A 12,117-nucleotide genomic window follows, 5' to 3' on the forward strand; every position below is an offset into this window, starting at 1 on the left:
GGTCAGCCATGAAGGACCTCCATGATCCGGTTCGCGACGGCGTCCTCGTCGAGGCCCTCGGCCTCGGCCTTCGCGGACGCCTCGAGCACGAGTCGGTAGTCCCGCGGCATGACCTCGGTGAACCGGGTCAGCGCGGCGTCCCAGTCGGCGAGCAGCGCCTCGGCGACCTTCGATCCGGTCTCCTCGTGGTGCTTGCGCACCATGTCGTGGAGCTCGTCCGCGTGTGCCTCGGACACCGGTCCGAGCTCGACCAGCTCGTGGTTGACGCGGATCTCCTTGAGGTCGAGCACCCAGGCGATGCCGCCCGACATGCCGGCCGCGAAGTTGCGACCGGTCCTGCCGAGCACGGCGACGCGGCCACCGGTCATGTACTCGCAGCCGTGGTCGCCCACGCCCTCGGTGACGACCCGCGCGCCCGAGTTGCGGACGCAGCACCGCTCCCCCACGCCGCCGCGGATGAAGACCTCCCCCGACGTCGCGCCGTAGGCGATCGTGTTGCCCGCGATGATGTGCTCGTCGGCCTTGAAGGTCGCGGCGCGGTCGGGCCGGACCACCAGGCGGCCTCCGGAGAGTCCCTTGCCCAGGTAGTCGTTGGCGTCGCCCTCGATCCGCAGGGTGATGCCGCGCGGCACGAACGCGCCGAACGACTGGCCCGCCGAGCCGAGGAACGTCAGGTCGATCGTCCCGTCCGGAAGCCCCTCGCCGCCGTACTTCTTGGTGACCTCGTGCCCGAGGATCGTGCCGACGGTGCGGTTGACGTTGCGGATCGTCAGCTGGGCCCGGACCGGTTCGCCGCTCTCCAGCGCCGGCTTGACCAGCGGCAGGATCTCGGTCACGTCGAGCGACCGCTCGAGCGCGTGGTCCTGGCCCTTGGTGTTCCGCACGTCCTGGTCGGGGAAGTGCGTCTCGGCGACCTCGACCTTGTGCAGGATCGGCGTGAGGTCCAGCCCCTGCGCCTTCCAGTGGTGGACGGCCTCGAGGGTGTCGAGCACCTCGACCTGGCCGATGGCCTCCTCGATGCTCCGGAAGCCGAGCTCCGCGAGCAGCTCGCGCACCTCCTCGGCGATGAACTCGAAGAAGTTCACGACGAACTCGGGCTTGCCCGTGTAGCGCGAGCGCAGCACCGGGTTCTGGGTGGCGACGCCCACCGGGCAGGTGTCCAGGTGGCAGACCCGCATCAGGATGCAGCCGGAGACGACGAGCGGAGCGGTCGCGAAGCCGAACTCCTCAGCGCCCAGCAGCGCCGCGATCACCACGTCACGGCCGGTCTTGAGCTGGCCGTCGGTCTGCACGACGATCCGGTCCCGGAGGCCGTTGAGCAGCAGCGTCTGCTGGGTCTCGGCGAGGCCGAGCTCCCAGGGGCCACCCGCGTGCTTGAGCGAGGTGAGCGGCGAGGCGCCGGTGCCGCCGTCGTGACCCGAGACGAGCACGACGTCCGCGTGCGCCTTGGACACGCCTGCCGCGACCGTGCCCACGCCCACCTCGGAGACCAGCTTCACGTGGACGCGAGCCTCGGGGTTGGCGTTCTTGAGGTCGTGGATCAGCTGCGCCAGGTCCTCGATCGAGTAGATGTCGTGGTGCGGCGGCGGGCTGATCAGGCCGACGCCGGGCGTGGAGTGCCGGGTCTTGGCCACCCAGGGGTAGACCTTGTTGCCGGGCAGCTGACCGCCCTCGCCGGGCTTCGCGCCCTGCGCCATCTTGATCTGGATGTCGTCGGCGTTGGTGAGGTACTCCGACGTGACGCCGAACCGACCGGACGCGACCTGCTTGATCGACGAGCGCCGCTCGGGGTCGTAGAGGCGGTCCGGGTCCTCGCCGCCCTCACCGGTGTTGGACTTGGCGCCCAGCCGGTTCATGGCGATCGCGAGCGTCTCGTGCGCCTCCTTGGAGATGGAGCCGTAGGACATCGCGCCGGTCGAGAACCGCTTGACGATCTCGGAGACCGGCTCGACCTCGTCGATCGGGATCGGCGTACGACCGGACGCGGCGGCGTCCTTGAACCTGAACAGTCCGCGCAGCGTCATCAGCTTCTCGGCCTGCTCGTCCACCGCCGAGGTGTACTGCTTGAAGATGTCGTAGCGGCCGGTCCGCGTGGCGTGCTGCAGCCGGAAGACGGTCTCGGGGTTGAACAGGTGCGGCTCGCCCTCGCGCCGCCACTGGTACTCCCCGCCGATCTCGAGCTCACGGTGGGCCGGGGCGATGCCCTCGCGGGGGTAGGCCTTGGCGTGGCGCAGGGCCACCTCCTCGGCGACCGTGTCCAGCTCGATGCCGCCGAGCTTGGAGGTGGTGCCGGTGAAGTACTTGTCGACGACGGTCTGCGAGAGGCCGATGCACTCGAAGATCTGGGCGCCGGTGTAGGACGCCACGGTCGACACGCCGATCTTGGACATCACCTTCACGACGCCCTTGCCGAGCGCCTTGATCAGGTTCTTGACCGCGTCCTCCGGCTCGACCTTGACGTAGTAGCCGTCGCGGGCGAGGTCCTCGACGGTCTCCATCGCGAGGTAGGGGTTCACCGCGGCCGCGCCGTAGCCGACGAGGAGCGCCACGTGGTGCACCTCGCGGACGTCGCCGGCCTCGACGAGCAGACCGACCTGGGTGCGCGTCTTCTCACGCACCAGGTGGTGGTGGACCGCGCCGGTCAGCAGCAGCGACGGGATCGGCGCCAGCTCCTGGGTCGAGTGCCGGTCGGACAGCACGATGATCCGGGCGCCGCCCGCGATCGCGTCGGACACCTCCTGGCAGATCTCGTCGATCCGCTGGGCCATGGCCGCACCGCCGCCCTCGACCGGGTAGAGGCCTCGGGAGACGTGGGTGATGAACCCGGGCATGTCGCCGTCGCGGTTGATGTGCCGGATCTTGGCCAGGTCGTCGTTGGAGATGACCGGGAACGGGAGCACCACCTGGCGGCAGGACGCCGGCGTCGGCTGGAGCAGGTTGGACTCCGGGCCGATGCTGCCGTTGAGCGAGGTCACGAGCTCCTCACGGATCGCGTCCAGCGGTGGGTTCGTGACCTGGGCGAACAGCTGGCTGAAGTAGTCGAACAGCAGCCGCGGCTTGCCGCTGAGGGCCGCGATGGGCGAGTCGGTGCCCATCGAGCCGAGCGGCTCGCCCGAGGTGTTGGCCATCGGAGAGAGGATGACCCGAAGCTCCTCCTCGGTGTAGCCGAAGATCTGCTGGCGGCGGGTGACCGATGCGTGCGTGTGCACGATGTGCTCGCGCTCGGGCACGTCGTCGAGGTGGATCATGCCGGCGTGGAGCCACTCGCCGTAGGGGTTCTCGCCGGCGAGCTCCGCCTTGATCTCCTCGTCCTCGATGATCCGGTGCTCGTCGGTGTCGACGAGGAACATCTTCCCGGGCTGCAGCCGGCCCTTGCGGACCACGGTCGCCGGGTCGAGGTCGAGCACGCCGACCTCGGAGGCGAGCACGACCAGGCCGTCCTCGGTGACCCAGAACCGCGAGGGGCGCAGGCCGTTGCGGTCCAGGACCGCGCCGATCTGCGATCCGTCGGTGAAGACGACGCACGCGGGTCCGTCCCAGGGCTCCATCATCGTGGAGTGGAAGCGGTAGAAGTCGCGCCGCTGCTCGTCGATCTCGGAGTGGTTCTCCCACGCCTCCGGGATCATCATCAGCACCGAGTGCGGCAGGCTGCGGCCCCCCATGTGCAGCAGCTCGAGCACCTCGTCGAAGGACGCCGAGTCCGACGCGCCGGGGGTGCAGATCGGGAACAGCCGCTCGAGGTCGCCGGGGATCACGTCGGAGGCCAGCAGCGCCTCGCGCGCCCGCATCCAGTTGCGGTTGCCCATGACCGTGTTGATCTCGCCGTTGTGGGCGATGAACCGGAACGGGTGCGACAGCGGCCAGCTCGGGAACGTGTTCGTCGAGAACCGCGAGTGGACGACGGCGAGCGCCGAGGCGATCCGCTCGTCGACCAGGTCGGGGTAGAAGTTGTCGAGCTGGTCGGTCGTCAGCATGCCCTTGTAGGCCAGGGTCCGCGACGACAGCGACGGGAAGTAGACGTCGGTCTCCCGCTCGGCCCGCTTGCGCAGGCAGAACGCGTGCCGCTCCAGCGCCATGCCGGCCAGCCGCTGGCTGTCGCCGTGCACGAAGAGCTGGGTGAAGGTCGGCATCACGCTGAGCGCCATCGTGCCGAGGATGTCGGGGTTGACGGGAACCTCGCGCCAGCCGATCACGGCCAGCCCCTCCTCGCCGGCGATCTCCTCGATCCGCGCCTTCGTCTTCGCGACCTGCTCGGCGTCACCGGGCAGGAAGGCCGTGCCGACGGCGTACGTCGTCGGCGCGGGCAGCTCGAAGCCGGCCTCCTTCGCCACGTCGCGCAGGAAGGCGTCGGGCACCTGCATCAGGATGCCGGCGCCGTCGCCGGAGTTGGCCTCGGCGCCCGCGGCGCCGCGGTGGTCGAGGTTGCGCAGGGCAGTGAGCGCCTTGGCGACGATGTCGTGGCTGGCTTCGCCGGTCATGGTCGCCACGAACGCGACGCCACAGGCGTCGTGCTCGTGACTCGGGTCGTAGAGACCCTGCGGCGGCGGGAACGCGTGCGAGTAGGGCACTGGAGTTCTCCCGTCGGCTTCGTCTGGGGCTCGACGTGCCCGGGAGCACGCCTCCCCAGAAGGTGGGGCGCTAGGGACGTCAGTGGCCCACGCGGCGGAAGCCTCAGATTACCATTCCGCAACGCCAGGGTTTCCGCCGTCAGTCGTCCGTGGACGTCCGTCCCGCCTCTTCGGTGGCCTCCGTCACATCTGCCTCATCCGCCCCGTCGGCATCCACGGGCGCGTCGGTGACCGGGACGGTGCGGTAGATCTCGGTCTCGCGACCGGGACGCTTCCGGGAGGCCCAGACGAAGTACGCCGCCGCTGCGGCGAACAGGATGATCGAGGTCCACACGTTGAACCGCAGGCCGAGGACGTCGTTGAGCTGGACGTCGTCGATCCGCAGGTACTCGATCCACCCGCGGCCGGCGGTGTAGGCCATCACGTAGACGGCCATCACCCGGCCGTGCCCGAGCTTGAACCGGCGCTCCAGCCACAGGACCAGCGCGAACGCACCGAGGTTCCAGATGCACTCGTAGAGGAACGTCGGGTGGAAGGTCGCGATGTCCGGGACAGCCTTGCCCTGGGCGTCGAGCTGGTGGAGATAGGCGTCGCTGAAGTGCTCGCGGTCGATCTCCAGCCCCCAGGGCAGGTCGGTCGGCTTGCCGTAGAGCTCCTGGTTGAACCAGTTGCCCCAGCGACCGATCGCCTGGGCGACCAGGACACCGGGGGCCACCGTGTCCATCAGCGGCACGAACCGGATGCCCTTCGCCCGGCAGCCGAGCCAGGCACCGAGCGCGCCGAGCGCGACGCCGCCCCACACGCCGAGGCCCCCGTGCCAGACGTAGAGGACGCCCCAGGCGCCCTCCCACGACTTCCCGGCGGCGAGGCAGGCCGCCCGGTCGAAGTAGCACTCCGGGTCGGTCGCGACGTGGTAGAGCCGCGCGCCGACCAGGCCGAACGGCACCGCCCAGATGGCGATGTCCTGGATGTCGCCGTACCGGCCGCCGCGCTGCATCCAGCGCCGCTCGCCGATCGCGATCGCCGCGATGATGCCGGCGATGATGCACAGGGCGTAGCCGCGGACCGGCAGTGGCCCGAGATGCCACACGCCGTCGGCGGGGCTCGGGATGGACGCGGCGATGGTCAGCAGGTTCATGAGTCCTCGTCCAGCAGGGTCCGGATGTCGTCGGCGTACGCCGAGGCGGAGGTCTTGTCGGTCCACACCGTGTGCACCTCGTGGTCGGTGCCGATGCCGAGCACCGCCGTGGTGTGACCGCCGAGATCGTAGCCGCCGCCGGGGAGCTTCTTCCCGTCGCTGACGTAGAGGTGCATCGGCTCGCCGAGCCGGACGATGTCCTCCAGCGGGCCGGTCAGCCCGATGAACCCCTCGCCGTACTTGTCGAGGTAGCTGCGCAGGGCGGCCTCGTCGTCGCGCGCCGGGTCCGTGGTCACGAACACCATGTCGACCTTCGCGCGGTCGGCGTCGTTCAGCTGGTTGAGGCCGGCCGAGAGCGAGCTCATGACCAGCGGGCAGAGGTCCGGGCAGTGGGTGTAGCCGAAGAACACCAGCGTGAGCGGCTTGTCCGTGTCCTTCGCCAGCGAGTACGTCGACCCGTCCGTCGCGGTGAGCGGGACGTCGGGGACGGTGTAGGGCTGGTCGAGACGAGCGCCGGTGAACTCCTGTGGGCCACCGCAGGCCGACATGACGACGGACAACGCGACCAGCACGGCCGCGAGGACGGACCTCAAGCGCGGACTCCCCCGGCCAGGTCCTCGGTCAGCGCAGCGAGCGCCGCCAGCCCGCCGGCGTCGTCGCCCGGGTGGTCGAGCAGGGCCCGCACGAAGGCGGAGCCGACGATGACCCCGTCCGCGTAGGACGCGACCTCCGCCGCCTGCGCGCCGTTGCTCACACCGAGGCCGACACCGACCGGGAGATCGGTCGCGGCCTTGGTCCGCGCGACCAGCGGACCCGCGAGGTCGCTGGTCGTGGCGCGAGCGCCGGTCACCCCCATCACCGCGGTCGCGTAGACGAACCCACGGCAGGCGGCCGTGGTCATCGCGATCCGCTCGTCGGTGGACGACGGCGCCACGAGGAACACCTTGTCGAGGTCGCGCTCGTCGGCGGCCGCGATCCACTCCGGCGCGAAGTCGGGGGTCAGGTCCGGCGTGATCAGCCCGGCACCGCCCGCGTCGGCGAGGTGCTGCGCGAACCGCTCGACGCCGTACCGCTCGACCGGGTTCCAGTAGGTCATCACCAGCGTCGGCGTCCCCGTCGCGGCGACGGCCTCGACCACGCGGAGCACGTCGGTGATCCGGACGCCCGCGTCGAGCGCCGCCTGGGCGGCGGCCTGGATGGTCGGGCCGTCCATGACCGGGTCGCTGTAGGGAAGGCCGATCTCGATGACGTCGCAGCCGGCGGAGACCATCGTCCGGAGCGCGGCGATGCTGGCATCGACGGACGGGAAGCCGGCCGGCAGGTAGCCGACGAGCGCGGCCCGGCTGTCGGCGCGGGCCTTCTCGAAGGCGGTGGCGGAGCTCATGCGCGGCCCAGGCCGAAGTACTCGAGCGCGGTGCCCATGTCCTTGTCGCCGCGGCCGGACAGGTTGACCAGGATCGTCTCGCCCTGCCGCTCCTTCGCGATCTTGAACGCCCCGGCGACCGCGTGCGCGGACTCGATCGCGGGGATGATGCCCTCGGTCTTCGCGAGCAGCGACATCGCGTCCATAGCCTCGGCGTCGGTCACCGGGAGGTACGTCGCCCGTCCACTGGCCGACAGGGCGGCGTGCTGCGGACCGACACCCGGGTAGTCGAGGCCAGCCGAGATCGAGTGCGACTCGACGGTCTGGCCGTCCTCGTCCTGGAGCACGAAGGTGCGCGCGCCGTGGAGGACGCCGATCGTGCCGGCGAAGATCGTCGCCGCGTGGCGGCCGCTGTCGACGCCCTCACCGCCGGCCTCGAAGCCGTAGATGTCGACCTCCGCGTCGTCGACGAACCCGGCGAACAGGCCGATCGCGTTGGAGCCGCCACCGACGCAGGCCGCGATCGCGTCGGGCAGTGCACCTGTGAGGTCGAGGCACTGCTGGCGCGCCTCGTCGCCGATGCCGCGCACGAAGGACAGCACCAGGCTCGGGAACGGGTGCGGTCCGGCCGCGGTGCCGAACAGGTAGGCGGTGTGGTCGACGGAGGCGACCCAGTCGCGCAGGGCCTCGTTGATCGCGTCCTTGAGCGTGCGCGAGCCGCTCTTGACCGGCACCACCTCGGCGCCGAGCAGCTGCATCCTGGCGACGTTGAGCGCCTGCCGCTCGGTGTCGACCTCACCCATGTAGACGGTGCAGTCGAGGCCGAGGTAGGCCGCGGCGGTCGCCGACGCGACGCCGTGCTGGCCGGCCCCGGTCTCCGCGATCACGCGGTTCTTGCCCATCCGCTTGGTGAGCAGCGCCTGACCCAGCACGTTGCGGATCTTGTGCGCGCCCGTGTGGTTGAGGTCCTCGCGCTTGAGCAGGATCCGTGCGCCGGCGTGCTCGCTGAGCCGCTCGGCGTCGTAGAGCAGCGACGGGACGCCCGCGTAGTTCTGCAGCATCGCTTCGAACTCGGCCGTGAAGGTCGGGTCGGTCATCGCCTTCTGCCAGGCGGCGTCGAGCTCGTCGAGGGCGGCGATCAGGGCCTCCGGCATGAACCGGCCCCCGAACGCACCCGCACCTCCGAACCAACCGTGGACGTCGGCGTCGTACGTCGTCACGCCTGCCTCCCCACTTCTACCCGTCCTCCGCCCTCCGGGTGGAGGGCCGTCATCTCCGCGACCGCTTGCCGCGGCGCACCGTCCTTGACCAGCGCCTCGCCGACGAGCACGACGCGCGCGCCCTCGGCGACGTACCGCTTCACGTCCGCCGGCCCGGAGATCCCGGACTCGGCGACGAGCACGCGGTCGGCGGGCACCGACGGCGCGATCCGGCCGAAGGCGTCCGGGTCGACCTCGAGCGTCTTGAGGTTGCGCGCGTTCACGCCCACCAGCTCGGCGCCGAGGTCGACGGCGCGCTCGGCCTCAACCTCGTCGTGCACCTCGACGAGCACGGTCAGCCCGAGCTCGCGTGCCTGGTCGTGCAGCGACCGGAGCAGGTCGTCCTCGAGCGCCGCGACGATGAGCAGGGCGAGGTCGGCGCCGGCTGCGCGTGCCTCGAGCAGCTGGTAGGGGTCGACGATGAAGTCCTTGCGGAGCAGCGGGGTGTCCACCGCCGCCCGCACGGCCCGCAGGTCCTCGAGGCTCCCGCCGAACCGGCGCCGCTCCGTGAGCACGCTGATCGCCGCCGCGCCGCCGGCGGCGTACTCCCGCGCGAGGGCGGCGGGATCCGGGATGTCGGCCAGGTCGCCCTTGCTCGGGCTGCGCCGCTTCACCTCGGCGATCACGCTGCTCCCGGGGGCGCGGAAGTGCGGCATCGGGTCACGAGCGGGGTCCACGTCGGCGAGCGCGGCCCGGAGGTCGGCGACGGGCGTGGCCGCCTGGCGCCCGGCCAGGTCCTCTCGCACGCCCGCGACGATGTCGTCGAGCACCGACATGACGCCTCCTCAGCGTGTGGCCGACTGGTCTGGACATGGCCCGTTCGGGTGGTTCCGAGTCTCCCACGACGTGGTTACTGTCCCTACACCGCCCGTGATGCGACCGGGCCACCTCGAAAGGAAGATCTGTGAGCTATCCGAACCAGCCCGGAGTCCCCGGTGCGCCCGCTGGTGGCCAGCCGCCCGCCAACAATCTCGTCTGGGGCATCCTGACCACGCTGTTCTGCTGCCTGCCCCTCGGTGTCGCCTCGATCGTGTTCGCCGCCCAGGTCAACGGCAAGTGGGCGGCCGGCGACTACGCCGGCGCCCAGGAGTCCGCCGACAAGGCACGGAAGTTCGCGATGTGGGGGGCGATCGCCGGCGTCATCGTCATCGTCCTCTACGTGATCCTCATCGTGATCATCGGCGTGGGTGCCTCCACCAACAACTGAGTTGACCGACACGATCAGCGAGCGCACTGCTGCGCGGCCGGTGCCGCGCAGCAGTGTGGCGCGCTTCGGCGCCGTGACGCTGGCCGGCGTCGCCGCCGCGGCGATGCTCGCCGCCGTCGACCCGCACGAGCCCGGGCACTACCCGACCTGTCCGTTCCTCGCGACCACCGGCTTCTACTGCCCGGGGTGCGGCTCGCTCCGAGCCACCAACTCGCTCCTCCACGGACACCTGACCGGCGCGTTCGACCGCAACCCGCTCGCGGTCGTCATGCTCCCCGTCGTGCTCGGCGCCTGGGTTCTGTGGGGGCTCCGGCTCGCCGGGCACACCACCTGGACCCCGACCGCCATCCCGGCCCGCTGGATCTGGGTCTTGCTCGGCGCGATCCTCGCGTTCTGGGTCCTGCGCAACATCCCCGGTTGGACCTTCCTCTCCCCGGAATGAGGACTCCGACTCGGTAGGGTCCTGCGCAGACCGGCCCGGGTGGTCCGGGCCGCGAGGAGAGGAAACACCGTGTCCTACAGCGAGCCTCCCAACTACGGGTCCCCGCCGCCCCCGCCCCCGGGCGGCGGCTACGGCGCGCCGCCTCCGGGGTACGGAGGCGCCCAGCCTCAGTCGAACTCGGTGATGGCGATCATCTCCCTCGTCACCGGCATCCTCGGCGTGGTGTGCTGCGGCTCCTTCGTGTTCGCGGTCGCCGCGCTGATCCTCGGGTTCCTTGCGCGCAAGGAGATCAACCAGTCCGGCGGGGCCAAGAAGGGCTCCGGGATGGCGACGGCCGGCATCGTGCTCGGCGTGATCGGTCTCGTCATCAGCGTCATCTGGATCATCCTCGTGGTGACCACCGGCGACTTCAACTTCTACACGAGCACCAGCTGACCCAGGTCGGCCAGCGGCGGCGGGGTCAGGGCGCGAGCCAGGACCCCGCCGTCGTGTTCCTGAGCACGGCGAAGACCAGCATCAGCGCGCACACGACGACAGCGGTGACGTTCATCGAGCGCCCGGACGGCTGCCACGGCCGGCCGGTCCAGCGCCCGTAGGTCCAGCGCCCGAACGCGTAGGCGAGGAACGGCAGCGAGACGATGAAGAGCAGGTTGCTGGAGGCGGCAGCTCCGAGCTGACCATTGCTGAGGTCGTTGACCGCGCGGAGGCCGCCGCAGCCGGGGCAGTAGACGCCCATCGCCGCGAGGGGGCAGAAGCCCCAGGAGCCGTGGTCGTGCGGGTCGCGGAAGTGCAGGGCGACCGTCATCGCGGTGAGGCCGCCGGCGACGACCAGCGGCGCGACCATCCGGCGGGTGCGCGAACGCACCGCGGGCGCGTCGGCTGCCAGGACCTCGGTCCCGGAGAGCTCGTCGAGCGTCATGGCGCCTCCTCAGCGCCCACCGAGGGGGCTCAGTGGTCGGTCTCGTGCAGTCCCATCTTGTCCATCGCCACGAAGACGACACCTGCCGCGACGACGATCGCCACGCCGATCCAGAACATCACCATGCTGACCGGGCTCAGCATCAGCCCGATGCCGCCCACGAGGAACCCCGCAAGGGCGACGAAGACGGCGGTCCAGGCCGCCGGGGTGTTGCCGTGGTTGTCGGCCATCGATCGGTGCTCCTCGAAGCTCGTGGGTTGAACTGCCGGAAGTCTAGTGCCCGCTCAGGCGGTCGGGTCCTCGCCCTCGTCGAGCGACTTCCAGATGTCGATGCTGGACTGCTCCTCCACCGGCTGGCCGGGCGCGGAGGGGTCCTCTGCAGAGGCGGTCGGGGCGTCGTACCGGCTCCCCATCTCGGGCCAGCCGCCGACGTACCGCAGCGCGAGCACCCCGGCGGCGAGCGCGACCGCGGCGCCGAGCGCGGCGAGGTAGGCCCAGACCGTCCAGGACGTGTCCGGGTGTGTGTCGGAGTACGGCGCGTACTGGTCCAGCAGCTGCTGGCGAGCGACGCTCCAGCCCGCGACGACGACCACGAACAGCACGATCGCGACCGCCGCACCGAACCACGCGACCACCCTGCGGAACCGGCCGCGGGTCACCAGGACGACACCCCAGGACGCGAGCAGCACGAGCGCGATCGCGGTCGATGCGGAGGAGCCGGACTTGCCGGCCGCGGCCTCGATCAGCTGCGTGACGGCACTGTTCGCGCTGTCCCCGGACGGCGAGACCCACGCCTTGTTCCCGGCGAGCGCGACCAGCCCGGCGCCGGCGAGCCCGGCGAGGACGGTCGGGACGAAGGTACGGCGAGCGCGCGCGTCAGCCACCGATGAGCCCCTGGTCGAAGCAGGTGCGGTCGCCGGTGTGGCAGGCGACGCCCTCCTGGTCGACCTTGAGCAGCAGGGTGTCGCCGTCGCAGTCCAGCCGTACCTCGACGACGTGCTGCGGGTTCCCGGAGGTCTCGCCCTTGACCCAGTACTCCTGCCGCGAGCGGCTCCAGTACGTCGCCCGGCCCGTGGTCAGCGTGCGGTGCAGCGCCTCGTCGTCCATCCAGGCGAGCATCAGCACCTCGCCGGTGTCGTGCTGCTGGACGATGGCCGGCACCAGACCCTCGGCGGTGCGGTGCAGCCGGTCCGCGATCTGCTGGTCCAGGAAGCTCACGGG

The 12,117-nt window shown here is 70.9% G+C and carries 13 protein-coding genes; 3 read left to right on the forward strand and 10 right to left on the reverse strand.

Going from position 1 to position 12,117, the window contains the following annotated elements; translation table 11 throughout:
- Positions 1-2 precede the first annotated feature (2 nt).
- From gltB to trpC, 6 genes are all read right to left on the reverse strand, one after another.
- Positions 3-4,568, reverse strand: coding sequence for a glutamate synthase large subunit (gene gltB, locus ABD709_RS12545; RefSeq protein ID WP_344775861.1), 4,566 nt, complete (start codon positions 4,566-4,568; stop codon positions 3-5).
- Positions 4,569-4,707: 139 nt separating this feature from the next.
- Positions 4,708-5,706 carry a prolipoprotein diacylglyceryl transferase gene (lgt, locus tag ABD709_RS12550; RefSeq protein ID WP_344775863.1) on the reverse strand — a complete coding sequence of 333 codons (999 nt, stop codon included), beginning with the start codon at positions 5,704-5,706 and terminating at the stop codon, positions 4,708-4,710.
- Positions 5,703-6,299, reverse strand: a complete 597-nt coding sequence (locus ABD709_RS12555) for an SCO family protein (RefSeq protein ID WP_344775865.1) — start codon at positions 6,297-6,299, stop codon at positions 5,703-5,705. Before ABD709_RS12555 ends, lgt begins: the two co-directional genes overlap by 4 nt.
- Positions 6,296-7,090, reverse strand: coding sequence for a tryptophan synthase subunit alpha (gene trpA / locus ABD709_RS12560; protein ID WP_344775867.1), 795 nt, complete (start codon positions 7,088-7,090; stop codon positions 6,296-6,298). The genes ABD709_RS12555 and trpA overlap by 4 nt, the downstream gene beginning before the upstream one ends.
- Complete coding sequence (gene trpB, locus ABD709_RS12565) at positions 7,087-8,223, reverse strand: tryptophan synthase subunit beta (protein ID WP_425575128.1); 1,137 nt, start codon at positions 8,221-8,223, stop codon at positions 7,087-7,089. Before trpB ends, trpA begins: the two co-directional genes overlap by 4 nt.
- Before the next feature lie 62 nt (positions 8,224-8,285).
- Positions 8,286-9,104, reverse strand: a complete 819-nt coding sequence (gene trpC, locus ABD709_RS12570; protein ID WP_344775871.1) for an indole-3-glycerol phosphate synthase TrpC — start codon at positions 9,102-9,104, stop codon at positions 8,286-8,288.
- A gap of 128 nt (positions 9,105-9,232) precedes the next feature.
- Here trpC and ABD709_RS12575 point away from each other — a divergent pair, with 128 nt between their 5' ends.
- The 3 genes from ABD709_RS12575 to ABD709_RS12585 all read left to right on the forward strand — a co-directional run bounded on the left by ABD709_RS12575 (position 9,233) and on the right by ABD709_RS12585 (position 10,412).
- Positions 9,233-9,535, forward strand: a complete 303-nt coding sequence (locus tag ABD709_RS12575) for a CD225/dispanin family protein (protein ID WP_344775873.1) — start codon at positions 9,233-9,235, stop codon at positions 9,533-9,535.
- 1 nt (position 9,536) lies between these two features.
- Positions 9,537-9,977: a DUF2752 domain-containing protein gene (locus ABD709_RS12580; RefSeq protein WP_344775875.1), complete on the forward strand. Its 441-nt coding sequence runs from the start codon at positions 9,537-9,539 to the stop codon at positions 9,975-9,977.
- Positions 9,978-10,046: 69 nt separating this feature from the next.
- The gene (locus ABD709_RS12585) at positions 10,047-10,412 is read left to right on the forward strand and encodes a DUF4190 domain-containing protein (protein ID WP_344775877.1); all 366 of its coding nucleotides are present in this window, start codon (positions 10,047-10,049) and stop codon (positions 10,410-10,412) included.
- Between the two features lie 25 nt (positions 10,413-10,437).
- Here ABD709_RS12585 and ABD709_RS12590 read toward each other — a convergent pair whose 3' ends face one another.
- From ABD709_RS12590 to hisI, 4 genes are read right to left on the reverse strand one after another with little or no spacing between them, the layout of a single operon-like run.
- Entirely contained in the window at positions 10,438-10,896 is a 459-nt protein-coding gene (locus tag ABD709_RS12590) for a DUF2752 domain-containing protein (protein WP_344775879.1), read from the reverse strand.
- A 29-nt stretch (positions 10,897-10,925) separates the two neighbouring features.
- Complete coding sequence (locus tag ABD709_RS12595; protein WP_344775881.1) at positions 10,926-11,126, reverse strand: HGxxPAAW family protein; 201 nt, start codon at positions 11,124-11,126, stop codon at positions 10,926-10,928.
- 54 nt (positions 11,127-11,180) lie between these two features.
- The gene (locus ABD709_RS12600; RefSeq protein WP_344775883.1) at positions 11,181-11,780 is read right to left on the reverse strand and encodes a Trp biosynthesis-associated membrane protein; all 600 of its coding nucleotides are present in this window, start codon (positions 11,778-11,780) and stop codon (positions 11,181-11,183) included.
- The gene (gene hisI / locus ABD709_RS12605; protein ID WP_344775885.1) at positions 11,773-12,114 is read right to left on the reverse strand and encodes a phosphoribosyl-AMP cyclohydrolase; all 342 of its coding nucleotides are present in this window, start codon (positions 12,112-12,114) and stop codon (positions 11,773-11,775) included. The genes ABD709_RS12600 and hisI overlap by 8 nt, the downstream gene beginning before the upstream one ends.
- Positions 12,115-12,117: the final 3 nt, after the last annotated feature.

The sequence above is a fragment of the Nocardioides panacisoli genome (assembly GCF_039537325.1).
Lineage (GTDB): Bacteria > Actinomycetota > Actinomycetes > Propionibacteriales > Nocardioidaceae > Nocardioides > Nocardioides panacisoli.